Here is a 23,545-nt window from a genome sequence, read left to right as displayed (position 1 = left end):
GATGCAATGGATGAAAATATCGTTTGGCATAACTATGCCGTAAACAAGTCACAACGCAGCGAGCAAAAAGGTCACAAGCCAGTGATTTTATGGTTCACCGGTTTTTCAGGCTCAGGTAAAAGTACTGTTGCAGGCGCACTAGAAAGTGCCCTTCACCAGCAAGGTGTGCACACTTACCTACTTGATGGTGACAACGTGCGTCATGGTTTATGTAAAGACTTAGGCTTCAGCGATGAAGACCGCGTCGAAAATATTCGCCGTGTTGGTGAGCTAAGCAAGCTTATGGTAGACGCAGGACTTGTGGTACTCACCGCGTTTATTTCGCCATTCCAAGCTGAGCGCGACATGGTACGAAACCTTGTCGGTGACGGTGAATTCATCGAAGTCTTTTTAGATACACCGTTAGATGTCTGTGAGCAACGCGACCCTAAAGGCTTATATAAAAAAGCACGTGCAGGTGAAATTAAGCACTTCACGGGCATAGATTCAGATTACCAAGTGCCTGTTAATCCTGAGATCCGCATCGATACCAGCGCGAATAGCCTTGAACAATCAGTACAACAACTGGTAGCGTATCTGAAAGACAAGCAAGTAATTGGATAAGTAATGAATCAAACGGATCTGTTAGAAGAAATTTTACAACTGAGCGTTGAAGCAGGCGATGCCATTATGGGCATCTATGCGAAAGACTTTAACGTTGAGTACAAAGAAGATGAAAGTCCAGTGACCGATGCGGATCTGGCTGCACACAAAGTCATTGCAGCTGGCTTGCAACAACTTACCCCTGATATTCCGGTATTAAGTGAAGAGAGTGCTGGTATTGATTGGGCAACACGTCAAACTTGGAACCAATATTGGCTAGTCGACCCAATTGATGGCACCAAAGAGTTCATTAAAAAGAATGGCGAATTCACCGTTAATATCGCGCTTATCAAAGCTGGCAAACCTATTTTAGGTGTGGTGCACGCACCCGCTTTAAATGTCAGCTACCTTGCTGCAGAAGCAGTAGGTGCATTCAAACAAAGCGACGAAGCACGTATAGAACTGAAAGTCACTAAGAAAGCGAATACTGGTCTTATCAAAGTGGTTGGCTCTCGCTCACATCCATCGCCTGATTTAGCCGCTTATCTTGAGCAGTTTGATGACGTCGAAATGGTACCAAAAGGCAGCTCTCTAAAGCTTTGCCTTGTCGCAGAAGGCGAAGCAGATGTTTACCCGCGTTTAGGTCCTACGTCTGAATGGGATACAGGAGCGGGTCATGCTGTGGCTGAAATTGCAGGCGCGACCATTACCCAAGTTGATGGTTCAGCACTGACGTACAATCAAAAAGAAAGTTACCTTAATCCTTACTTTATCGTATCTAGATTAAAGGCTTAAACGTACTTACTGGACTTATAGAACGAGTTACTCGCCCGAAAGATTCGTCTGAGTGACTTGGACAAACTAAATGAAAAAGCGAAGTACTTTTGAATAAGGCTTCGCTTTTTTATTTCTGAGATCAGCTTTTCTATTATACCAATCCTCTTAATTAAGCGATCTATTTTGAGGCTAGTAAAACTTGTCGATAACGAGGCGGAAATTTTGCTATTTAGTTGCTCTAAATAAGAAATTTTCAACGAAGTTAGCGTCAGTTTTAGTCCCTCAAAATGATTGAGTATTATTGAAGGTTGGTATTAAATCCCGTACAGCACCTGCATCGCTTTATAATCCACCCCAAATGTTTGCTGAGCCCAACGGTTCACAAAGTCATTATTTGGTTCTATCTGGGCACAGCGTAATGCTTGCTCTGCGACAAATGACTGATTAACCATAGAGCAATACTTTTGCTGCCAAAGCTTATTCAGATCTCCACTAAAGTCTGTACTTAATTGCGTTAAGTGCTGTTCAAACTTTTGTAATTGATTCAGATAATCCGCACTGAGCGGAGTGACATCAGCTTCTGCAAACTCAATATTATGACTGCGGGTGAGATTATCGTAAGAACCTGATTCACTGTTAGATAAACGTAGTCCCAGCAAATTGCCCAAATAGCTTACATTCACTGAATAGGTTTCTTCATGCTCTTTTAACTGATAGGCGAATGCCTTTTCAACATCTGTCGCCAACTTATTATTTGCATCTTTTGGATCAGGCTTTAGCTCAGTCACTACATATCGCTTTTCAACCTGTCGGTAAGACGTTTGTTTACGGTATTGTGCTTTGCCCTCCAAGGTGAGAGATAAAGCGGCAGTGCCAGCGTGACTAAACCACGGACTAGACTGAAAGGCTTGCTCAAGCTCTGCTTGCGTATTACGTAGCGCATAGCGATGGGCCTGAGCATTGGGTGTTTTAAAACGTTCTCGCTTACTCACTTTCAAACCAGTAAAGCGTGATTTATCAGATTTATCTAATGTTAAGCTCACTGGTTGTTGCCAAAGAGCACAGTATCGCTGCGTCAACTCATGTAAATAAAAGCGTTGACCTTGCACTTGCTCAGCCAAAGCTAAGCATTGTTGTTTACCGGCTTTATTTAGAGTGTCTCTGTATTGCTGTAATTCACCTGCAAGCTGTGCATTGGCAATTAAATTACGATACTCATGCTCAAACCACTTAAATGGATCTGGTTGCGATAAACCCGCAAGCTGCTTGGCTTCGGTTTTTAGCCACCCTTCTACGGCTAACACTTCTTCACGCTGTGTTGCTGCCTGCGCCCCCATAGTCTCAACATGCCATTGATTTTGACTTGCCAGCAAGGACTCTAGTTTACTCGCTGCACCTTTATAGTTTGCACCTAAGCGTAGCATACGCACTTCAATCAAACCTCGGTCGATGATTTTACTGCGCGTTTCAGCAAGGCGCTGTTTTGCCTCTACGTCTTCAGGGTCCTCTAAAAGCGCTTTTTCGTAGAATTCTGCTGCCTGTTGGTACATGCCTTTGCCATACAGCTTGTCACCTTTCTCAACCAAACTTGTACAGGCCGAGAGCATCAGCGCTGTCACCAGCCCGATAGATATCTGTGATATTTTCATTCTCTTCCCTTTATTCTAGCCAAACTCATCGCTCAAAATCGTTGTTTGCATCGCAATATATATCAGCCTAAATTAAATGCCCAGTTTAACTGACTATGGCTAACCTTTGCTGAGCGCACAATGAACTGGCGTCATCTATATTTAATGGGCGACTCATATAGTATCCTTGAGTTTGTTGGCAGTGTAATTTCACCAATACATCCAGCTGCTCGGACTGTTCAATGCCTTCTGCAGTCACAACCAAATTAAAACTTTTGGCGATGGCACAAATGGCTTCTATTAATTGCCTTGGTTTTTCGCCACTTTCTATCCCTTCTATGAATGCCCTATCTATCTTGAGACCGTCAACGGGTAAATGATTTAAGCGCGCTAAGCTTGAGTAACCCGTACCAAAATCATCTATATAAATACCAAACCCTTGCTCATGCAGTACTTCGAGCGGCTCAACCAGATTATCTTCGGTTGCCATCATCGCAGACTCAGTTAGTTCAATTTTAAACTGCTCAGGCTGCAAGGCTGAGTGAGTGAATTGCTGGGTCAACCAAGCCATAAATTGCGGGCTCTGTAATTGTAACGGCGAAACATTCACACTCATAAAAATATTGCTGCCACTATGTTGCTTCATAAACGCCATGGCTTTTGCAAACACCCATTGACCTAACATTGTGATCTTGGCGCACTCTTCAGCAATTGGAATGAACTCTGCTGGACTCACAAAGCCTAAGCTAGGACTTTGCCACCTTAGTAAAGCTTCGAACCCTTTTAATATTTTGCCTCTTTGGCAATAGATTGGCTGGAAGTTTAAAGACAACTCTTGATCTAAATTGATATCTTGAAGTGCGCGCTCTATCTCAATTTTGCGCGCAGCCTGGCATGCAATATCTCGGGTGTAGATATGAAACGCATTTTTGCCGCGTTTCTTCGCCTCATACATCGCAATATCGGCATCATGTAGCAGTTTTTCAGCTTTAACATTAGTGCAAGGCGTTGTGAATGTGCGCACACCAATACTGCCACTTACGCTATGGGTATGCTGTTTATAAGTAAATGGCTTACGGATCTCAGACAACATATCTTCAAGTATGCCTTCGAGTGGTCTTTCTAAGTTTTCTAAATCAAATAACACTGCAAACTCATCACCACCAAGGCGAGCAATATCTGCAAAGCTACCGAGCAACAGCTGCATACGTCCTGCAAACTCCACCAGCAATTTATCACCTGCTAAGTGGCCTAAGGTATCGTTTATGAGTTTGAACCTATCTAAGTCGATATAGAGTAAGATGAATGTCTTTCCTCTACTTTCTCTGGCTTCATCGACCAACTTCAGAAAAGCTAAACGATTTAGCAGATCGGTCAAGCTGTCATGACGCGCTTTATACTTAAGCTGCTCGTTAAATAGTTTATCTTGAGTAATATCGGTGATCCTGCCTTCGTACAGTACGGCATCTGGGTGATATAACCAATGTCCGCTCTGTCTTAGCCAAATCGTACCATGCTGATCACTGCGTGCTAACCAATCTAACTCTTTGTGCTGTTGTTTATCTACAACCACTTGCTGCCATAAAGCTTTTACTTCTTCATCAAGTATAAAGTCTTCCAACGCGACCCCCTCTAACGATGCAGACTCCCCCATGAGCAGCTGCTTAAAGGCAGGGTTGGCCTCTATGATCTGACCTCGATGATTGAGTACAAATAACCCTTCTCGGCTGTTCACGAACAAACTTTTATATTTTCGCTCTGCCACCACTTGCTGCTGTAATGCTTGTAAGCGTTTGTCTGATTCTCGTAGCACCTTTTGGTTCGCTTGGTCTAAACTGGCAGTGCGCTCTATGACTAGGTTATTGATAGTCTGATTTCGGTTAGCGAGTGCTCTCAGTTGTAGCCATACTAAGATCCCACAAATGCTGGCAACAAAAACAAAACCAATAATAATGAGTTGCCTACTCGTTAGGAAATTGGGATTCAGCTGCTTCTTTGTATAAAGCTGTAACGTTAGAGTGCGCCCATTAAAATCAATATCTCTAGACACTTTCGGCACTAGATTAGCGAGTTGATAAGTATCTTGCCAGTCACTGTTAAACACCACACGCTCATCAGCTAATACTCTCAGGTGCTGCTGAGTATTTTGATACACTTGACTAAACAACCCCTCAAGCAATAGCGACAACTCAAAACTCAAACCAATGGCTGTTTGCAACCCAAACTCTTGAGGACGAGGTAAGATCAAACTCCACTTATTGCCGTCTTGCCAATTGAGTGTTTGCAAGGTTTGAGTATCAAACAGCATATGATTAAACGCTTCTTTCATCGCACAGCTTTCACCAAGTGTGTGTCCATAGTCAGCTAAAGGGGCAGCATTTACGATAGTGAAGAAACTATCTTCAGGTGAGGCTAAATCAGGTACTTGTACTCTAAAATCAAAAGAACCATTTTCTTGATATAACTTTTCAAGCCCTTCTACATCTGATGCTGTAATAGCATGATACACCTCTAAGCTGATCGGCAGTTCACTATTAGATAACTGCGAGTAAGCAACTTGGTGAAACAGAGATTGCGTCGATGTCGCTGGTAAAAACGCATCTATGGCATAAATAAGATGCCCTAATTGATCCAGCTTAGAGTTAAGTTGATACTCGTATTGAACGAGCTGTAAATCAGCACTTTGCGCTTCTTGTTTATGGTAATACTCGTTTACGACAGCACCAACATAGGCCATTAAAGAGATAAAGAGTCCACAATAAATTGTCCCGGACTGAAGCGGTGAACGAAGAAAAGAAATAAATCGGGTCGCTATAGACATCGTATAAAAAAGCACTGTATCCTATATAGAACCGATAATAATTCTTATTTGCAATGAATAAAAGCTTTCTTTTAATTTTATCCCTTTTTATGGGACAAACAACCGCTGTATACGCTCAATCACCGCAAATTAATATTTATTCATTTAGAAAGTATGAATTGATCAAACCTGTATTAACCCAATTTGAAGCCGAGTCCGGCATCAAGGTGAACCTAGTCAATGGTAAATCAAAGCGATTGCTTGCTCGTTTAAAACAGGATGGTGAAGCGTCTCAAGCCGATGTGATTTTGAGCTCAGATCTAGCACAACTTCACAATCATAAGGATTTGTTACAACCCATAGAAAACAGGCAAGCATGGCAAAATGTCTCCAGTGCACTGTATGATGAAAACGGTTACTGGATCAGCATCTCAATGCGTACCCGCGCATTATTCAGCCTGTCAGAGCAAACATCGCAATCCATTCCAAATTCATTTGCACAGTTAAAGCAAACTGACTATCAAAGTGCGTTATGTATTCGAGATTGGCAACATAACTATAATGCAACCTTAGCCGCAGCACTGCTGACAACCGACAATAAAAAAGACAGTGACTGGTTAAAGCTCGGTAATAAATTGTTAGCTAAACGACCAAGTGGTGGAGATCGCGATCAATTACGCGCCCTGGCTCTGGGGCATTGCAAACTGGCCTTCGCCAACCACTATTATTGGCACATGATGAAGCGCGCCGATAACAAGCGTGACCAAATGCTGGCGAAAAAGCTTAGTATTCACTTCTTACAAACTGAAGACGGCCTCACGCCTGTTTCTACCACTACAGCCGCCATAGCAAAACACGCTCCGAATAAAGTACATGCTGAGCAATTTATTGCTTTCTTATTGACGCAAAAAGCCCAAGAAATTTATGCTCAAAGCTTACATGAATTCCCGGTATTGAATGGCATGATGGCCAGCCATGTGCCTTTTAAGCCCAATCTATCAGCCATAAAACAAGGCCTGCTGCGCTTAGCTGATGCCAATAAATTATTGGCAAAACATTAGTCAGCAAATATCGCCTGCAGGTCACAATTAAATAAGCTAAACGAATAGGTGCGGTGTCCTAATACCTCATAGGTCACCGCAGGCTTGTAGCCCTGCAATGTTCTCACTTGATGCTGTTTAGCTTGATAAGCCTGCTGTTGATATGTGCCATCATCAAAGTGTCTTCTGAGCGTCAAAAATGGTTCGCTAAACTCCCACTCTAATTTTAAGCCCTTTATATCAACTGGACTGTTCATCGCTGTCCATTGCCCGTTAGTTTTAATATTAATTTGAAAGTCTTGATCACCACAGTTATGAGCAAACAATAATTCAGGCAATACCCGCTCCGAGTATGCGCTAGGAAAATAGAGACCTAGATTACCTTTTGTGTAGTAGTGGCCTGTATGACTAAATACTTGGCTATCAAACCTATCGAAACCCAAACCTCTGACAATGCGCTCAACATTTTGAATATAAGCCTCTGTTACATCACCCGGAAAATACAGTAAGTGTGGCGTACTGTATTTATCAGGCGTAGTTAACTCAGTAAATTCATAGTTAATTTGCTGCTGCTCAAACTGTTGCTTTAATTGAAAGCGCTGTGTATCAGATAAACCTTCATGATAAATATGTACAACGGGCTGTTGGCAGGCCGAAAGCATCAACAAACCAGTAATAGAAGTAGAAAGGTGTTTAAAATTCAATAGACTGGCTCCATGCCTATTTTTTAGCTCAGCATACATAACATGCCTATATACTGTCAATTGCTGCGACTTAACCGCCCTAACAATTACTTTTACTTAATGTACCTTTGAAAGCCAAGTCTGAACTGAGTTACGCGGATATAAGACTTCTTTAAACAATTTATGCTGTTGATGCTCCAGACCCTTTTCATGACTTGGTAATCCTGCCAACACTTTATTGTGGTGGGCATTAAATCGTGCCACCAAACTTAGGCCGGTTTGACGAACGAGCGCTTTAGATTTCATCAAATGCTCTCTGACATCATCTGCGGTCATTAGCCCGTTAGCATCTAGGTTCATTAATTCACGTCTTAGCTGACTTCTTACGCCCATGCTCACCCTACTCCTAACTGTTTAAAAGCGATGCGCAAGTTACCTGTTATTTACTGCAGAAAAATGACAAGCGCAATAAAACTTAAGACCGAATGGCTTGCGAAAAAAATTCGTCATTCGAACCAGCGAAGCGTTATACCAATCTTCTTAATTAAGTGATCTATTTTGAGGCAAGGAAAGCTTGTCGATAACGAGGCAAGAATTTTGCTGTTTAGTTGTTCTAAATGAGAGATTTTTAACGAGGTTAGCAGCAGCTTTAGTCCCTCAAAATGATTAAGTATTATTGAGGATTGGTATTATACTGTCGCAAAGACGACTTTTAAGGTTAGCAATATGTCTGAATACGAACCTGAATACATTGAAATTGAACTAGAAGAAGAACCTATAGAGCTATGTAACCTACTAAAAGTGCTAGATTTAGCCGAAACAGGTGGGCAAGCAAAACAGTTGATCGCCGATGGCTACGTAGGCGTTAACATGGAACTATGCACAGTTAAGCGAAAAAAAATGTACTCAGGTGACAGCCTTCATTTTAATGGTGAAGATTTTTTACTAACCTTAGCTGAGGGTGTTACACCTGCAGTAAAGTCAGAGCCTACACCGCCAATAGAAGAAGCCCCCACTAAACGCAAACGTAGTCGTAGCCGTAAGAACAAAAAAGACAGCGATACAGGTCGCCGTCCTATCTCTTTTGGTTAACCAACTCTCGATAAGAAGGTAAGTTAAGATGGCCATTTGGTATCACCCAATCACACTTGAGCTCTGCCAAAAACTCGATGCGGGTTTACATGGCAAAGGCTCCCTAATGAAAACCTTAGGGATCGAAATTTCTGAAATTGGTGATGACTACCTAGTTGCCACCATGCCTGCAACAGCCGGTCATCATAATTCAATCGGTATGGTGCATGGCGGTGCAAATGTCGCCCTTGCAGAAACCGTTGCCAGTTACGCCGCTAATTTTGCCGTCGATTTTGAACAATTTTATTGTGTCGGCCAAGAGATCAACGCTAATCACCTCAAGGCGTCGCGTAACGGTACCTTAACGGCCATAGCGAAACCGCTACATTTGGGTAAACGTACCTCAGTATGGGAAGTTAAAATCACCAATGCAAAAGGCGAATTGTGCTGTATTTCACGTATGACAGCAGCAGTTATTGAGCGCGCCAACAAGTTGCCTATTTAACCAAAGCTCAGGTTATTTAAAGCGTCATTTAGCCATTTCAGCAACACATGACTTGTTTAATATTCTTTATTTGATTTAGCACAATAATATATAGAGTAGTTTATCGCGCACTTCTTTTTTACAAGTTAGGCTCTAAGTATCTCCTTAGTGGAATATGTATTTGGAGCCCAGTTGTGACCGCTAAAGAACAAATAAAACTGCTAAAAGTCTTCATCGTGATTGGTTTAATCCTCATCGTGACAGGCCACTTTATTATCAGTAAAGAATGGTTAACCCATTTAGGGCCTCTTGGCTTTATCATAGGCGCGTCTTGCATTGTGATAGGCTTAATTTGCTCATTACCCACTAAGATTTACCTCACCATTTTACTGATGAAAAATGAAGAGCACTAATCACTGACAACGCATCGCTCTGCTTGTTAAACTCATGACATATTAGGTTAAGGGCATGATGTTTTGGACAAAGTAGAAACCTTAGTAATTGGCGCGGGGGTCATTGGTTTAGCAATCGGAGCTGAACTCAGTCAATCACAAAATGTATTAGTAATTGAGCAAAACACCCACTTTGGCGAGCATACATCAAGCCGTAATAGCGAAGTCATTCATGCCGGTATTTATTACCCTGAAAATAGTTTAAAAGCGTCGCTTTGTGTACAAGGTAAAGCACACCTTTATAAACACTGCCAAGCATTTCATGTGCCCTTCAAACCTATAGGTAAAGTATTAATTGCACAAAACCATGATGAAGCAGAGAAGCTCGAAGCCATACGCCTACAAGCACTTAACAATGGCGTTGATGATTTAGTCTGGCTTTCTAAACAAGCACAGCACCACTATGCGCCAGACCTTCACTTCAGCGAAGCACTCTACTCGCCTTCTACAGGCATTATTGATAGTCATCAGTTGATGAACTCTTTCATCACACAGATTGAGCAAAATCAGAGCCTATATATTGCAAACACACGCTTTGTGAAAGCCGTACCGAGTGAAAATGGATTTGTGGTCTATTTACACTGTGATGGCGAAGAGATGCAGTTACACTGTAAAAACCTCATCAATACCGCAGGGCTATTTGCACAAGATGTTGCTCGCAATATCGAAGGTACCAATCACGATTTAATACCTGAGCTGCATTACTGCCGAGGCCAATATTTTACCTATCAGGGTAAACACCCATTTAAGCACCTTATTTATCCCATACCTGAACAACATGGCCTTGGGATCCATGCAACCTTGGATATGGCTAATCAACTCAAGTTTGGCCCTGATACTGAATTTATCGATAGCCTGAATTATCAAACTGACGTAACACAAAAAGCCAAATTTGTATCGGCGATAAAACGCTACTGGCCCAACTTGGACGAAACCAAGCTACATATTGATTATGCAGGCATTCGCCCTAAGCTCACTTTAAGCGGCCAACAAGATTTCGTCATTCAAACCGAGCTGCAACATGGTATAACGGGTCTGGTGAATTTATTTGGTATTGAGTCCCCCGGACTCACAGCCAGCATGGCCATTGCAAAACATATCAAAAACGTGCTGCAAACCTAAAATTAAAATAAAAAAGCATAATATTCATAAACATTCCTAAATATTCATGTTGGTATTTATGGATGAATTACCAAGAATAAGGCGTCAATTACCACAACAACAGGAATCGGTTATGACACTCGGACAATATATCAAACAGCTGCGTACAGATATGGAATTAAGCCAACCCCAGTTTGCTGAACGTATGCAGGTAGAGCAAAGTTATTTATCAAAACTTGAGAATGATAAATCTACTCCCTCTAATGAGGTTTTTAGGCAACTGCTCAGTGCGCTATCAATGGATGTCGATGCATTTATGTCGGGTCTAAAAGACAAAGGCAATATGGCATCGCTAAGACAGATCCCCGACCTAGATGGCTGGTACGCCTCACAACAAGTCACTTCTGAGCATAAGCAGCGTACATTGCTTTATAGCGCCATGCTTTTAATTGCACTAGGTGTCGCTGTCTTTTATGTCGGTTTTCAAAAAATTCTCTTACCAGAACGTTTATATGAATATCGCTCTGAAGGCGTTGTACTAGCAGGCGAGCCCGAAGATATTTTCTCTATTTGGCATCAATTTACCGACACTCCTGAACAAAGAGAAATTAAAGCGCGAGAAATACGCAAAAGAGAATCTATCAAGATCATACTCACCTATACCTATCAAGGAGTACTATTTACAACTTCAGAAGGGGAAAATAGAAGACTTTATAGACAGGTCCTTACTTCAGAGAGAGAGCAAACCCGACTAGGAAATGTACTGATGCAATTCTTCGGCTTACTGAGTACAATTGCAGGCTTAGTGCTACTTATCATTGAACCTAAACTTTCGCGTCACAGCCGTTAGTTTTTATACTTCTTTGAAGAAACGATTACCCTATTGCTTTTGAAAAAACTGATGCCGCTTATTATCAAGAATTTCTTTTTGAAATAGAAACACTCATAAAGCAAAGAGGTGGCGCATTTAAATATGGTGAACGTAATCAATCTTATGTTGAAGTTGATGGAAGAATAATAACTGGTACTAACTTTCAGTCATCAAAGGCTGTCGCAGAGGCGATGGTGTATGCATTAAATAAGATGTAGACCTGATACAAGTGCCATAACTATGGCACTTGCTTTTACATCATCTGAGCAACGTATTAGTTCCACACACCTGAACGTGAATACATATAATCAGCCGTCGCACACCAGTTTACATCAGCCCATGTGTAATCTTTATAATAGATCTTATCTACACATGCCTTCATGTAACCTTCTTCGATTTTGAATACATCTACCACACATGTCGTGCCCGTACACTTACTCGCACTTGAACGGTCATAAATACCGCTGAACGTCCAATCTACTCGAGCAACTTCCTTAGAAGTATTCACCTTAAAAGCAACTTTAGGTGAGAACTGCGGGTTTGACTCAGCACCCCAACAACGGTTTTGCGTATAGTTATCGTACTTCATTGTATCTACATAGCATGATACAGAGTTGGCGTAAGAGTTAACTGAGAATAGGCCTGCTACAAGCGCCATCAAAGCGATTAGTTTTTTCATTTTAATTGTCCTTATTAATATTTTAATTTCACTCAATAATGAGCAAAGAATAACCTACCACCAAGAAAAACATAAATAAACACTTTATTTACATTAATTAAATACCAAATAAACCTTACACTTTCTCGGTGTTTCTCTCGCAAATTTAAAGCTACACTCTGTAAAACTAATTTTATTGAGAGAAATAACATGATCGAACAAGGCCAAGCCCTACCAAATGTTGTACTAACCGAACTGACAGCTGATGGCATGAAAAACCACCAAGTGACTGAATTATTTGCAGATAAAAAAGTGGTTTTATTTGCAGTCCCTGGTGCTTTCACACCTACTTGCTCTGCCGCCCACCTACCTGGTTATGTGGTACTTGCAGATCAAATCAAAGCAAAAGGCGTTGATATTATTGCCTGTGTGTCTGTTAACGATGCTTTTGTAATGAAAACTTGGGGTGAAGCACATAATGCTAGCGAATTAATGATGTTAGGTGATGGCGATGCGGCATTCACTAAAGCCATCGGTCTAGATAAAGAAACAGGCAGCTTTGGCGGCGTGCGTTCACAGCGTTATGCCATGATCATCGAAAATGGCGTGGTTACTGAGCTTGCAGTAGAAGCGGCTGGTGAATTTGAAGTATCAAAAGCGGAATCTATTTTAGAAAAGCTGTAATACATCTTGAGTAGAAAAAATGAGTAATAAAAATGGGCACGTATTCACGCGCCCATTTTTATTTGATTAACCAGAGCTTCGGTTAATTAGCCGGTTAATATCTAAAAATTAATCGAGAAATCATCCGCATCTAGGTGGGCTGGAAAGCTTTTTCTAAATTGCTCAAGCTTCTCTTTGTTAAGTTCTGTGATCACAACCCCAAGCTTGTTATCTTCACCCTGAGCCAAAGCTTCACCAACAAAATCATAGGCAGCCGTTCCGCCATTATGCGCAACGCCATTTCCATCATCACCTACACGGTTACTGGCTAACACATAACATTGGTTTTCAATGGCGCGAGCTTGTAACAAGGTATCCCAAATACGGCGTCTCGCCGCAGGCCAGTTAGCGACATTAACCATCACATCATAGTCGTTACGGTTACGCTGAAACACCGGGAAGCGTAAGTCATAACAAATCTGCGGTAACAATCTAAAACCATTAATTGTGAAGACTTTACGGCTATCACCAGCACGTACATAGTCACCTTCTTTGCCTAGGCAAAATAAATGGCGCTTATCATAAAACTCAAAGCTGCCATCAGGCCTGCACCAATAAAAGCGATTGGCTTTCTTGCCTTGTTGCTCAACCAGTACAGAGCCAGCAACCACCGCATTGTGTGCTGTGGCTTGCGTTTGCATCCAGTTAAAAACAGGCCCTCGCTCAGCTTCTGCAGAAGCTAAGTTAATCGCAAACCCTGTGGCAAAGGTTTCAGGTAAAAGAATTAAATCAACCGGCTCAATGTGCTGCAATTGCATCGTTAGGTTGTCTAGATTTTGCTGCGGCTGTAACCAAACAATATCGCTTTGCACTAAGGCAACTTTTAAGGTTTCTGAGTTTATAGCTGACATAATTTCTCCGCAGCTGCAATCAATGTTGAGTCTTCTTTGGCAAAACACAAACGGATCACTTTGTCATTCGGTGCTTGGTTATAAAATACACTTAATGGGATCGCAGCAACGCCCACTTCTTTGACAAGGTATTCGCAAAAGGCCACATCGTCTAACTCAGAAATATCGCTGTAGTCGAGTAATAAGAAATAAGTGCCTTCGCTTGGCAAAATTTTAAAACGACTCTGTGCGAGCGCTTCGATTAACAGGTCGCGCTTTTGCTGATAAAACACGCTTAACTCGTCAATGTGCTCAGGCTGCTCGGCCATCGCGTCGGCGATAGCTAACTGTGCTGGCGTAAAACTCGAGAAGTTCACATATTGGTGGATTTTACGAAACTCAGTCATCAATGCCGCTGGTGCCACGCAATAACCCATTTTCCAACCTGTGCAATGGAATGTTTTACCAAAACTCGACACCACAAAACTGCGAGCAAATAAACGTTCATCACGTAAAGCACTTAAATGCGCTTGCCCATCAAAGCAAATATGCTCGTACACTTCATCGCTGATCAAATATAAGTCATGCTGCTCGAGTAAACGTTTTAATGCCTCAATATCTGTTTGCTTTAACGTCTTAGTACTTGGGTTATGTGGGGTGTTGATAATAATGGCTTTGGTTTTATCTGTAATTGCCTCAGCAACTTGCTGCCAATCCACTTTATAATCTGGTGCAGTTAGCGCGATATGCACGGTTTTACCACCTGCCAGCTCAATCGCTGGCTTATAAGAGTCGTAAGCTGGGTCAAACACAATCACTTCATCTTCAGGACTAACTAATGCCTGAATAGCCACATATAAGGCTTCGGTTGCACCCGATGTCACCGTAACAGAGTGCTCTGCATTTATCGTCAGGCCATACTTGCGCTCAACCAATTGCGCGATTTGCTGTTGTAAAGCAGGTACACCACTCGATGGCGCATATTGGTTAAAACCACTTTGACTGTAATGCGCCAGTCGCTCTTTTAACAGCGTCGGTGCGTCAAATTCAGGAAAACCCTGAGATAAATTCAGTGCTTGATACTGATTAGCCAAACCAGTCATTTGCGAGAATATACTCACGCCTAAATTAGGTAATTTACTTTGCACAAGGGCCCCTTTTTTGTTGATGGTGCTTTCGCACGAGCGATGCTATCATTGCCAAAAATAGATGTATAGCCGTCTAAAATTATTATTGAGATTCTTTATTATGCAGAATAATGCCGCAAAAAGCGCACTGATAGAAGCTGGTCGTTGGGTAAGCCAAAAAGGTTGGGTACCCGCGACTGGTGGAAACTTCTCAATTAAAACAGAAACTGGATTTGTTGTGACTGCCAGTGGTTACGATAAAGGCCACTTAGCACCTGAGCATTTCTTAGAACTTAATCAACAAGGCGAAATTACCGTAGGTAATGGTAAGCCTTCGGCCGAAACAGCCCTGCATTTAAAGCTGTATCAACTTCAGCCTGATACTCAATGTGTACTGCATACTCACTCAGTAGCGGCCACTGTGCTATCACGTTTTATTAAAGGTGACTCCTTGTATATACAAGGCTATGAGATGCAAAAGTCGTTACGCGGTATTAGCAGCCATGAAAACACACTAAAGATTGCCATTTTCGACAATGATCAAGACATCGACAGACTGGCTGAGCTTGTCGCACAGCGTCATCAATCGGAGCCAGTCGTGCATGGCGTGTTGATCCGCGGTCATGGTTTATATGCCATGGGTAATAGCGTGGCAGAAACCCGTCGCCATATTGAAGGGCTAGAGTTTTTATTCGCCTGTGAATTAGAACGCATTAAATTGGAGTCAGCTCTATGATCAAAGCCATCATCACCGATATTGAAGGCACCATAACTCGTATTTCATTTGTGAAAGACATTCTGTTCCCCTACGCAGCTCAGCACCTTGCGCAATTTATCGAGCAAAACCAAGACAAACCAGAAGTCGAAGAGCAAATACAGACGGTAAAAACCGAAATAGCACAGCCTGACGCGCCATTGAGCACAGTCATTGATGCCCTACTTGGTTGGATCGCCGAAGATAAAAAAATCACGCCACTTAAACAACTGCAAGGTTTGATCTGGCAAACGGGTTACCAACAAGGTGACTTTACCGGCCACATCTACCCAGACGCACAACAGTTTCTTGCTGAGCAAAAAGCCGCTGGCCGTGAGTTGTATGTGTATTCATCGGGTTCAGTAAAAGCTCAACACTTGTTATTTGAACACTCTGATTTTGGCGATATTCGTCCGTTATTCAGTGGCTATTACGACACCAAAGTCGGTGGTAAAAAAGAGCAAACGTCTTATGAAAATATCTTGGCGCAGCTCCCTTTTTCGGCTAATGAAGTGGTATTTTTAAGCGATGTGTTAGCAGAATTAGACGCGGCCAAAGCTGCGGGTATGCATACCTTACAGCTGTGGCGCGATGACCAAACCCGTAGCGAAACACACCCATTTATCGAAGATTTTACACAATTTAATGAAGCGTTATTTGTATGAGTAATTTAACTATCTACCGTCATGATGAGCCTGCGCAAGCAATCTTCCAAAGCGCAGACTTTAAAGCTATTCAAACCGAGTTAAACAAGGCTGGCGTGTTATTCGAGCAATGGCAAGCAAATGCCGAAATTGCAGCCGAAAGTACACAAGAAGATATTATTTCAGCCTACGCGGATGACATTGCTCGCATACAACAAGATGGTGGCTACCAAACCGTAGACGTTATCTCGTTGGCCAAAGGCAACCCTAATGCTGCCGAATTAAGACAAAAGTTTTTATTCGAGCATACTCACAGCGAAGATGAAGTACGCTTCTTTGTGAAAGGTAAGGGGCTATTTTGTTTGCATTTAAACGAGCGCGTTTATCAAGTGTTATGCCAGCAAGGTGATTTAATTTCTGTACCAGCAAACACTCAACATTGGTTCGATATGGGCAGCGCCCCTGAGTTTACCGCCATTCGTTTTTTCAATAACGAAGCGGGTTGGGTTGCACAAAGCACTGCCAGCAACATAGCCACACAATTTCCTATTTTAGATTAAGCAATCTCAAAATCTATCAAGCCTCTTCGCGAGGCTTATTCACTTTTATTAACAGTATCACCCTTGAAATATCAGTGATTTCAGTTTTTAATTGCGCCTGTCAACAAAGCACTATTAACAAAATCGCAAGGAAACGAACTTGAGTTCGACAATGACACGTTACAAGATTGGCGCCTGGAACTGTGACTTCGCAACACAATCCATTACAGATGGCACACAAAAAAGAGAACTTGATCCTCTATCATTTAAGTTACTCGAGTACTTTATTCTAAATAATGAACGCATCATCACGCGACAAGAGCTTATAGAGCAAGTTTGGCAAAAAGGGTTTGTTGATAATAATGCGATTAATCGCGCCATTTCTGATCTTAGGAAGACCTTAAAATCAGAACTCGAGCCGGGTCTATCGATAAAAACGCACTATCGAAAAGGCTACTCACTGTTCTTGCCTGTTGAAAATATAACAGCAAATAGTGCAACAACTGGCCCCATAAAACCTTTATCAGCCAATAGCAAACCGCTTACAACCTCTAGTAGTAAATCGAAAAATAACAAATATTTGGTTGTATTACTTTGTATCACTATTGTGGGTTTAATCTTATCCTTTTTATATCAACCTCACACAAATTCTGAACCACAATCAAAAGCTGACTTGATTCATGCAGAGCCAATTGAATTCACGTCTCGTTCTTTGTCTTGGCATAAAGGAACACATACTAACGAGTTACTTTCGCCAAACCATAAATATTTGGCACATCAGAATATACCAAGCTATAACGTTGGGCTAGACAACAAAATTCATATTTTAAATTTAGAAAAAGAAAGAATTAAAGTCATTGAGTTACCCTTTGGAAAAATAAAGTTGCAGGGCTGGTCTGATAATAGCCAACGACTCTACTTTTCAAAACAGAATGGCACTTCATTTGAAGGATTAGTTGATCAGACATATTGTGGAATTTGGTCTATCAGCAACTTTGAGTCAACTTCACCCACTATTGAGAAGCTGATAAATTGTGAAAAGCTACCCGATCTTCATGAAGGAAGCCGAGTTTTCTCATTAAAAGATACGTTGTTTTATAATAAAAGAGCCTATCAAGATGGGTCATATGCCGATGCTATTTACGCATACGATCAAAAAAACCAACTAGAAGTTCGAATTACAACACCCAGTAAAATCGGAACTGGTGATTTCCTAGTTGGGGTGACAACAAAACCGGACAAGATCATTTTTCAACGCGCTACGGGCAATGGCATAAAGTTATATATCGGCAGTGCTAATGGCCATGAAATCCAAGAAATAGCTGATTTATATACACTAATCAGAGGTGTCACCTATGATGAGCAACTGTCTTTAATATCATGGGTGTCGCTTTTAGAAAATACACTTTTCCAATTTAAACTAGATTCATTTGAATTGTTAGAGCCTTTGAAATTAAAACTACCGAGACTTAATAAGGCATTTGTAATCAATCCTAATCACATTTTAGCAACGTCATCAATTTTTGATACGGACGCCTACCAATATAATGTTCTTACTCAAAAAGTAACAGCATTCACGAGACCTAGTATTACTGAATACAAATTACACTTAATCGATGACAACTCACACGCCTTAACGTTATATAACTGGCAACAGAGCCGTTTCGAAATAGTGAAATACATTGATGAAGCCTACCAAAAGATTCCAAGTTTAGATGACCCTCATTTTATCTTGATGAGCACCGACATTGACCATAAACAAGCTATTATTGGCGACTTTCAAAGCCAAAGATATCAACTCGTCCACTTACCAAGTTTTGAACCTAAGTTAAAACTGCCTTTAGAAGGCAGACTTACCAGTTTAAAAGTAAGAAAGAATAGGGTCGTAGCGCTAAATCAAGATGCTGAAACAGGTACCCGCACTCTCTTTGTTTACGACACTCGCTTTAAACAAAAAACACCTATCCATGTATCTAACCCATACCTGTTTGACTGGTTAGATAACCAAACGATTGTCTTTACTGATCTGAAAAATCAAGTTTACATATATGATGTAGTAAAACATGAAACTAAGTTACAGCTGTCAATATCGGAGTTAAATGCTGATTTCAAAATAAATAGCCATGTTCAGCTCGCCGTAGATGAAACTGGCATCTATCTCGCAAAGGATGCAGGTCTTGTTTATAAACTTAAACTCGGCTCTTCACCAGAATTAAGCCCTTTCGTCGATCTCTCTGAAAAAATTGACAAGCCAATCAGGCTATCTTCTATAAGAGCTCAAAAAGGCAATCTTTTGTTCAGCAGTCCGAGTGAAAGTGATAATGAGATTTTAAGTCTGACATCCAAACCATAACTTAGTTTTTACCAACCCTCTTAATTAAGCATTCTATTTTGAGGACAGCTATTACTATTGCACACGCTCGATTGTAGTTAAGAATAGCTCAGTGGCTGCTGAGCTATTACGTTCACTATTAGCTAACTTAGTATTCATTGAGGGCGTTAAACCTTGCTCTACGTTATCTATATTACTTTGCGCTCTTGTTTGCTCTTCTAATGCACATGACTCTAGTAAACTTGATAACATTAACGCGATTATGATTGGGCTAAATTTCATTCCTCATTCCTTAATTAAACATCTTCATTATGTCTGCTGCAGCAATTCAAAGTGTATCGATTGCTGCGATAGAGCTAATTTACTCAGGAATGTAAAAGAAGTCGCTTATCAAACTCATATAAAAGAAACGATAAGATGTTATTGAAATTTATCTATAAATAACAGAACCTTAAATTAAAAAACATCTTCTTTTTGGCAGGCGGAATGAATGACTTGGGAAGGTTTAGGTGCTCAATATTAAAGATTAAACACCTAAGAAAACCGAGTTTAGGCTAATTAGAAGGCGCAATTATCAGATTTCTACTTACAGAGCTTTTAATGCACCCGCAGCTACTTGGGCTTGATCATATAAACCAGTATTGAGCACCCAACCCGTTACGAGCTTTGCTGGGGTCATATCAAATCCAGGATTGAATACTTGCGCATTATTTGGCGCCCATTGGCAATCACCAAAGCTACCACTGACGCCTGTTACCTCTGTCGCTGTACGTTGTTCAATAGGGATACGTTGACCATCGGGACAATCAACATCTAATGTCGTTGTAGGTGCAACGACATAAAATTCGACGCCATGGAAATGCGCTAATACCGCCAAGTTGTAAGTCCCCACTTTATTGGCAAAGTCACCGTTTGCAGCAATACGATCTGCACCAACAAAGATTTTATCTACCTTGCCTGCCGCCATTAGGCTAGCTGCCATATTGTCACAAATTAAGGTGTATGGAATTTGCCAGCTTTCAAGCTCAAATGTTGTTAGACGACCACCTTGTAATAAGGGTCTGGTTTCATCTACCCAGACATGAATATCACCGTGTTGTTGATGCGCGTGATAGATCACCCCAAGTGCTGTGCCAACACCAGCTGTCGCCAAAGCTCCAGTATTACAATGGGTTAAAATTTGCTCGCCGGGTTTCACAAGCTCAGCGCCCAGTTTCGCCATTGCATCACATAGCGCAACATCTTCGTTAAATAAACGCTCAGCTGCTGTGACTAACGCATCGACAAAGGCTGTTTGTTTTAGCGCATCACGCATCTGCTTCATACAGTGCATTAAGTTAACAGCCGTCGGTCTCGTGGCTTCTAACTCATCGATCGCTTGGGCTAAATCAGTTTGGCTCATGCCTTGCTCAGCCAAATGTGCCACCAACAAAGTGGCTGCCAAGCCAATTAAAGGCGCGCCGCGCACTTTTAACGACAGAATTAATGTTTGCATCTCAGACACACTATTGCACAGGTGCCAATGTTGCTCATGCGGCAGAAGGTACTGATCTAAAACATATAGTTTTCCATCTTGATATTTTAGGCTGCGCGCCAGCAAATTTTGCATGTAAGTCACTCCAAAATGATAACCGCTAGATTTTACACAAAGACACAAAGAAGTATAGACATCTAAACATTTAAAAATATAGAATGCCGCAATTATGTTCTTCACAGTGATAAAAGAGTATGGCTGACTATATTGCTTTTGATAACGCACAAGCCCTGAGTTATATCGAGCAGCTTGGCGAGTTTTTTGAACCAAACGCACAACTCACTTGTAACGAGTTTGGCGATGGTAATTTAAATTTGGTATTTCGCATTGCGGATCAAAATAGCAACAGCATTATTCTTAAGCAAGCCTTACCCTATGCACGCTGTGTGGGAGAATCTTGGCCGTTAACCCTAGATAGAGCACGTATTGAAGCGTCAGTGTTAAAAAAACATGGAGTAGTATGTGAGCAACATACTGCCAAAGTACTTCACACCAACGATGACCTTGCTATTACTGTACTTGAAGACTTGGGTCATATGGCTATTTTGCGCAGCGAATTAAATCTAGCAAAATCCTATCCAAAACTTGGTGCTGATGTGGCCACTTATTTAGCAACAAGCAGTTTTTATTACTCCGATTTCTATTTAAAGCCTGCGGAGAAAAAATCGTTAGTCCAAGAATTTACAAACCCTGAGCTATGTTCAATCACAGAAGACTTGTTCTTTGATGACCCCTATCGAGTATCTGAACGCAATAATTATCCGGTTGAGCTACAAGCCGATGTACAGCGTTTACAACAAAGTCCTCAATTGCTTCGCCAAGTAGCGCAGTTAAAGCATCTATTCTTCTCTGCACCACAAAGCTTATTACATGGTGATGTGCATACAGGCAGCATTTTTGCAGATCAAATCAGTACCAAGTTAATCGACCCTGAGTTTGGCTTTTTCGGCCCAATAGGTTTCGACTTAGGCTCGTTCATAGGGAACCTACTGCTCAATTATTGCGCGCAAAATGGTCGCATTAGAGAAACACCAAAGCGCCGTCAAATGCAGTTTTATCTATTGACTCAAATACAACAATGCCTAAATGGTTTTGAAAGTATTTGGTTAACATTAGCAACGCAACATACCCGCGATTTAGCACTACAAGCACCTGGTTATGCACAACAGTTTGTAGAGCAAATCATTCAAGACGCATTGGGTTACGCTGGCACTGAATTAATTCGCAGAACCATAGGACTTGCACATGTAGTAGATATTGATGGTATTGAAAATGAGAGTGCTCGTCTGCAAGTACAAAAGCAAACCTTATTACTGGGTGAGCAACTGATTTTGCATGCTGAAGAGTGTGAAAACAAAGAGTCGGCTTACCAGCTGATTGTAAGTTTAGTTCAGTAAAAATCGATTTTACTGACAAATAAAAAAGCCTTAACGATTAAGTTAAGGCTTTTTTAATACAAATTCTAAAAGCTTATGCCAGTAGCTATTACTTGTGGTATTGACCACTGAACTCGTGTACTGAGTTGATAAATACGCCTGCATTTTCAGGGTCTACGTCAGGAGTAATACCATGACCTAGATTGAATACGTGACCAGAGCCTTCACCATAGCTTGCTAGAATATTTTGTACTTCTTCACGAATGCGCTCAGGTGTACCGTGTAGCATTGCAGGATCCATGTTGCCCTGAAGCGCCACTTTATCACCAACACGACGACGTGCATCACCAATATCAATCGTCCAGTCTAGGCCTACCGCATCACAGCCAGTTGCTGCAATGGCTTCAATCCATTGGCCACCATTCTTTGTGAATAAGGTTACTGGCACTTTACGGCCGTCGTTTTCACGAATTAGACCATCAACAATCTTGTGCATGTATTGCAGTGAGAACTCTTTATAATCACGTGGACTTAACACGCCACCCCAAGAGTCAAAGATCATAAGCGATTGTGCACCTGCTTTTACTTGCGCGTTTAGATAATCAATTACTGAATCAGCGACTTTATCTAGCAATAGGTGTAGTGTTTTTGGCTCAGCAAAAGCCATCTTTTTAATCTTACCAAACGTCTTGCTCGAACCACCTTCAACCATATAAGTAGCTAGCGTCCAAGGAGAACCAGAGAAACCAATCAGTGGTACTTCACCTTTCAGCTCACGACGAATGGTGCTTACCGCATTCATTACATAGCTAAGCTCGTCAGTCGGGTCAATATTAGGGATCTTTTGAACATCTGCTAAAGAGCTGATTGGGCGTTCAAATTTAGGGCCTTCACCAGTTTCGAAATACAGACCTAAGCCCATTGCATCTGGAATAGTTAAGATGTCGCTAAACAGAATTGCCGCGTCTAACGGGTAACGACGAAGTGGTTGTAAAGTAACTTCACATGCCAATTCTGCGTTTTTACACAAACTCATAAAATCACCAGCTTGCGCACGTGTTGCGCGATACTCTGGTAAATAACGTCCAGCCTGACGCATCATCCATACTGGCGTTACATCAACAGGTTGTTTCATTAACGCACGTAAATAACGATCGTTTTTCAATTCGCTCATAGCGTATCTCGATTCCAAAGCCTAAAAAAATTGTGCAAATTGTATCACTAATTATGCGTAGGCTCTATCTAAACGCCCAAGCAAAGTGATTTGTCATGATCTAGATTAAACCACTAACGCTTCAACCACTTATGGAAAGACAAGCAAAAAAATTAAAAAACATCTTGTTAAACTATTTGCAACAACAAAAAAAGCTTGGTATAACTTCCCCCGCGTTAAAAAAATAACAACAAAACACCTTTAATAATAAAAATAACTTTTAATTTTAATAAAAATAAAAACTGCTAAACCAATTGATAAACCACCTTCGGGTGGTTTTTTTATGCCCACAACCAAAAAATCTTAACCGATTAATTTCAACAACT

At 41.3% G+C, this 23,545-nt stretch carries 24 protein-coding genes; 14 read left to right on the top strand and 10 right to left on the bottom strand.

Annotated features, from left to right (window positions below; genetic code table 11):
• Positions 1-6 precede the first annotated feature (6 nt).
• A complete protein-coding gene (cysC, locus tag ACGHEH_RS19640; RefSeq protein WP_058028501.1) occupies positions 7-603 on the top strand; it encodes an adenylyl-sulfate kinase in 597 nt (198 codons plus the stop codon).
• Positions 604-606: 3 nt separating this feature from the next.
• Positions 607-1,377, top strand: a complete 771-nt coding sequence (gene cysQ, locus ACGHEH_RS19635; RefSeq protein ID WP_390448873.1) for a 3'(2'),5'-bisphosphate nucleotidase CysQ — start codon at positions 607-609, stop codon at positions 1,375-1,377.
• Positions 1,378-1,673: 296 nt separating this feature from the next.
• Here the strand turns inward: cysQ and ACGHEH_RS19630 are convergent, their stop codons facing one another.
• Both ACGHEH_RS19630 and ACGHEH_RS19625 read right to left on the bottom strand, forming a co-directional pair.
• A complete protein-coding gene (locus tag ACGHEH_RS19630; RefSeq protein WP_390448872.1) occupies positions 1,674-3,008 on the bottom strand; it encodes a tetratricopeptide repeat protein in 1,335 nt (444 codons plus the stop codon).
• An 85-nt stretch (positions 3,009-3,093) separates the two neighbouring features.
• Entirely contained in the window at positions 3,094-5,823 is a 2,730-nt protein-coding gene (locus ACGHEH_RS19625; protein ID WP_390448869.1) for a putative bifunctional diguanylate cyclase/phosphodiesterase, read from the bottom strand.
• Between the two features lie 74 nt (positions 5,824-5,897).
• Between ACGHEH_RS19625 and ACGHEH_RS19620 the strand changes: the two genes are divergently transcribed.
• Entirely contained in the window at positions 5,898-6,848 is a 951-nt protein-coding gene (locus ACGHEH_RS19620) for an extracellular solute-binding protein (protein ID WP_390448867.1), read from the top strand.
• Here the strand turns inward: ACGHEH_RS19620 and ACGHEH_RS19615 are convergent.
• Both ACGHEH_RS19615 and ACGHEH_RS19610 read right to left on the bottom strand, forming a co-directional pair.
• On the bottom strand, positions 6,845-7,531 hold the full coding sequence (locus ACGHEH_RS19615; RefSeq protein ID WP_390448864.1) for a hypothetical protein: 687 nt from the start codon (positions 7,529-7,531) through the stop codon (positions 6,845-6,847). The genes ACGHEH_RS19620 and ACGHEH_RS19615 overlap by 4 nt on opposite strands.
• A 96-nt stretch (positions 7,532-7,627) precedes the next feature.
• Positions 7,628-7,903: a hypothetical protein gene (locus ACGHEH_RS19610; protein ID WP_390448861.1), complete on the bottom strand. Its 276-nt coding sequence runs from the start codon at positions 7,901-7,903 to the stop codon at positions 7,628-7,630.
• Between the two features lie 333 nt (positions 7,904-8,236).
• Between ACGHEH_RS19610 and ACGHEH_RS19605 the strand changes: the two genes are divergently transcribed.
• The 5 genes from ACGHEH_RS19605 to ACGHEH_RS19585 all read left to right on the top strand — a co-directional run bounded on the left by ACGHEH_RS19605 (position 8,237) and on the right by ACGHEH_RS19585 (position 11,468).
• Positions 8,237-8,602 (top strand): RNA-binding S4 domain-containing protein, encoded by a 366-nt coding sequence (locus ACGHEH_RS19605; protein ID WP_390448858.1) that lies wholly within the window; start codon positions 8,237-8,239, stop codon positions 8,600-8,602.
• Positions 8,603-8,630: 28 nt separating this feature from the next.
• The gene (locus ACGHEH_RS19600) at positions 8,631-9,086 is read left to right on the top strand and encodes a PaaI family thioesterase (RefSeq protein WP_390448855.1); all 456 of its coding nucleotides are present in this window, start codon (positions 8,631-8,633) and stop codon (positions 9,084-9,086) included.
• 173 nt (positions 9,087-9,259) lie between these two features.
• Entirely contained in the window at positions 9,260-9,478 is a 219-nt protein-coding gene (locus ACGHEH_RS19595; RefSeq protein ID WP_390448853.1) for a hypothetical protein, read from the top strand.
• Positions 9,479-9,541: 63 nt separating this feature from the next.
• Positions 9,542-10,639 carry an NAD(P)/FAD-dependent oxidoreductase gene (locus tag ACGHEH_RS19590; protein WP_390448850.1) on the top strand — a complete coding sequence of 366 codons (1,098 nt, stop codon included), beginning with the start codon at positions 9,542-9,544 and terminating at the stop codon, positions 10,637-10,639.
• 112 nt (positions 10,640-10,751) lie between these two features.
• On the top strand, positions 10,752-11,468 hold the full coding sequence (locus ACGHEH_RS19585; RefSeq protein ID WP_390448847.1) for a helix-turn-helix domain-containing protein: 717 nt from the start codon (positions 10,752-10,754) through the stop codon (positions 11,466-11,468).
• 295 nt (positions 11,469-11,763) lie between these two features.
• Here ACGHEH_RS19585 and ACGHEH_RS19580 read toward each other — a convergent pair whose 3' ends face one another.
• The gene (locus ACGHEH_RS19580; RefSeq protein ID WP_390448844.1) at positions 11,764-12,168 is read right to left on the bottom strand and encodes a hypothetical protein; all 405 of its coding nucleotides are present in this window, start codon (positions 12,166-12,168) and stop codon (positions 11,764-11,766) included.
• A gap of 189 nt (positions 12,169-12,357) precedes the next feature.
• Between ACGHEH_RS19580 and ACGHEH_RS19575 the strand changes: the two genes are divergently transcribed.
• Positions 12,358-12,831, top strand: a complete 474-nt coding sequence (locus ACGHEH_RS19575; RefSeq protein ID WP_390448841.1) for a peroxiredoxin — start codon at positions 12,358-12,360, stop codon at positions 12,829-12,831.
• A gap of 101 nt (positions 12,832-12,932) precedes the next feature.
• Here ACGHEH_RS19575 and ACGHEH_RS19570 read toward each other — a convergent pair whose 3' ends face one another.
• Both ACGHEH_RS19570 and ACGHEH_RS19565 read right to left on the bottom strand, forming a co-directional pair.
• Complete coding sequence (locus ACGHEH_RS19570; RefSeq protein WP_390448839.1) at positions 12,933-13,721, bottom strand: amidohydrolase; 789 nt, start codon at positions 13,719-13,721, stop codon at positions 12,933-12,935.
• A complete protein-coding gene (locus ACGHEH_RS19565) occupies positions 13,709-14,803 on the bottom strand; it encodes a methionine aminotransferase (RefSeq protein WP_390448899.1) in 1,095 nt (364 codons plus the stop codon). The genes ACGHEH_RS19570 and ACGHEH_RS19565 overlap by 13 nt, the downstream gene beginning before the upstream one ends.
• A 145-nt stretch (positions 14,804-14,948) precedes the next feature.
• Here ACGHEH_RS19565 and ACGHEH_RS19560 point away from each other — a divergent pair, with 145 nt between their 5' ends.
• The 4 genes from ACGHEH_RS19560 (at position 14,949) to ACGHEH_RS19545 (ending at position 19,117) form a co-directional block, all read left to right on the top strand.
• Positions 14,949-15,563, top strand: a complete 615-nt coding sequence (locus ACGHEH_RS19560; protein WP_390448836.1) for a methylthioribulose 1-phosphate dehydratase — start codon at positions 14,949-14,951, stop codon at positions 15,561-15,563.
• Complete coding sequence (mtnC, locus tag ACGHEH_RS19555; protein WP_390448833.1) at positions 15,560-16,246, top strand: acireductone synthase; 687 nt, start codon at positions 15,560-15,562, stop codon at positions 16,244-16,246. The genes ACGHEH_RS19560 and mtnC overlap by 4 nt, the downstream gene beginning before the upstream one ends.
• Positions 16,243-16,785 (top strand): acireductone dioxygenase, encoded by a 543-nt coding sequence (locus tag ACGHEH_RS19550; RefSeq protein ID WP_390448830.1) that lies wholly within the window; start codon positions 16,243-16,245, stop codon positions 16,783-16,785. Before mtnC ends, ACGHEH_RS19550 begins: the two co-directional genes overlap by 4 nt.
• Before the next feature lie 139 nt (positions 16,786-16,924).
• Entirely contained in the window at positions 16,925-19,117 is a 2,193-nt protein-coding gene (locus ACGHEH_RS19545) for a transcriptional regulator (RefSeq protein WP_390448828.1), read from the top strand.
• 54 nt (positions 19,118-19,171) lie between these two features.
• On the opposite strand, the gene ACGHEH_RS19540 is transcribed toward ACGHEH_RS19545, so the two are convergent.
• Together ACGHEH_RS19540 and mtnA are read right to left on the bottom strand one after the other, a co-directional pair.
• The gene (locus ACGHEH_RS19540; protein WP_390448825.1) at positions 19,172-19,378 is read right to left on the bottom strand and encodes a hypothetical protein; all 207 of its coding nucleotides are present in this window, start codon (positions 19,376-19,378) and stop codon (positions 19,172-19,174) included.
• Between the two features lie 304 nt (positions 19,379-19,682).
• Positions 19,683-20,705 (bottom strand): S-methyl-5-thioribose-1-phosphate isomerase, encoded by a 1,023-nt coding sequence (gene mtnA / locus ACGHEH_RS19535; protein WP_390448822.1) that lies wholly within the window; start codon positions 20,703-20,705, stop codon positions 19,683-19,685.
• Between the two features lie 119 nt (positions 20,706-20,824).
• Here mtnA and mtnK point away from each other — a divergent pair, with 119 nt between their 5' ends.
• A complete protein-coding gene (gene mtnK, locus ACGHEH_RS19530; RefSeq protein WP_390448819.1) occupies positions 20,825-22,027 on the top strand; it encodes an S-methyl-5-thioribose kinase in 1,203 nt (400 codons plus the stop codon).
• Between the two features lie 88 nt (positions 22,028-22,115).
• Here the strand turns inward: mtnK and hemE are convergent, their stop codons facing one another.
• A complete protein-coding gene (gene hemE / locus ACGHEH_RS19525) occupies positions 22,116-23,180 on the bottom strand; it encodes a uroporphyrinogen decarboxylase (protein ID WP_390448817.1) in 1,065 nt (354 codons plus the stop codon).
• Positions 23,181-23,545: the final 365 nt, after the last annotated feature.

Source organism: Pseudoalteromonas sp. MTN2-4 (genome assembly GCF_042848605.1).
Lineage (GTDB): Bacteria > Pseudomonadota > Gammaproteobacteria > Enterobacterales > Alteromonadaceae > Pseudoalteromonas.
This window is presented reverse-complemented; position numbering and strand designations above follow the sequence as displayed.

Coding starts and splice junctions, on each gene's coding strand:
- cysC (WP_058028501.1), top strand. CDS start 7: ATGGATGAAAATATCGTTTGGCATAACTATGCCGTAAACAAGTCACAA.
- cysQ (WP_390448873.1), top strand. CDS start 607: ATGAATCAAACGGATCTGTTAGAAGAAATTTTACAACTGAGCGTTGAA.
- ACGHEH_RS19630 (WP_390448872.1), bottom strand. CDS start 3,008: ATGAAAATATCACAGATATCTATCGGGCTGGTGACAGCGCTGATGCTC.
- ACGHEH_RS19620 (WP_390448867.1), top strand. CDS start 5,898: ATGGGACAAACAACCGCTGTATACGCTCAATCACCGCAAATTAATATT.
- ACGHEH_RS19610 (WP_390448861.1), bottom strand. CDS start 7,903: ATGGGCGTAAGAAGTCAGCTAAGACGTGAATTAATGAACCTAGATGCT.
- ACGHEH_RS19605 (WP_390448858.1), top strand. CDS start 8,237: ATGTCTGAATACGAACCTGAATACATTGAAATTGAACTAGAAGAAGAA.
- ACGHEH_RS19600 (WP_390448855.1), top strand. CDS start 8,631: ATGGCCATTTGGTATCACCCAATCACACTTGAGCTCTGCCAAAAACTC.
- ACGHEH_RS19585 (WP_390448847.1), top strand. CDS start 10,752: ATGACACTCGGACAATATATCAAACAGCTGCGTACAGATATGGAATTA.
- ACGHEH_RS19580 (WP_390448844.1), bottom strand. CDS start 12,168: ATGAAAAAACTAATCGCTTTGATGGCGCTTGTAGCAGGCCTATTCTCA.
- ACGHEH_RS19575 (WP_390448841.1), top strand. CDS start 12,358: ATGATCGAACAAGGCCAAGCCCTACCAAATGTTGTACTAACCGAACTG.
- ACGHEH_RS19570 (WP_390448839.1), bottom strand. CDS start 13,721: ATGTCAGCTATAAACTCAGAAACCTTAAAAGTTGCCTTAGTGCAAAGC.
- ACGHEH_RS19565 (WP_390448899.1), bottom strand. CDS start 14,803: ATGACTGGTTTGGCTAATCAGTATCAAGCACTGAATTTATCTCAGGGT.
- ACGHEH_RS19560 (WP_390448836.1), top strand. CDS start 14,949: ATGCAGAATAATGCCGCAAAAAGCGCACTGATAGAAGCTGGTCGTTGG.
- mtnC (WP_390448833.1), top strand. CDS start 15,560: ATGATCAAAGCCATCATCACCGATATTGAAGGCACCATAACTCGTATT.
- ACGHEH_RS19550 (WP_390448830.1), top strand. CDS start 16,243: ATGAGTAATTTAACTATCTACCGTCATGATGAGCCTGCGCAAGCAATC.
- ACGHEH_RS19540 (WP_390448825.1), bottom strand. CDS start 19,378: ATGAAATTTAGCCCAATCATAATCGCGTTAATGTTATCAAGTTTACTA.
- mtnA (WP_390448822.1), bottom strand. CDS start 20,705: ATGCAAAATTTGCTGGCGCGCAGCCTAAAATATCAAGATGGAAAACTA.
- mtnK (WP_390448819.1), top strand. CDS start 20,825: ATGGCTGACTATATTGCTTTTGATAACGCACAAGCCCTGAGTTATATC.
- hemE (WP_390448817.1), bottom strand. CDS start 23,180: ATGAGCGAATTGAAAAACGATCGTTATTTACGTGCGTTAATGAAACAA.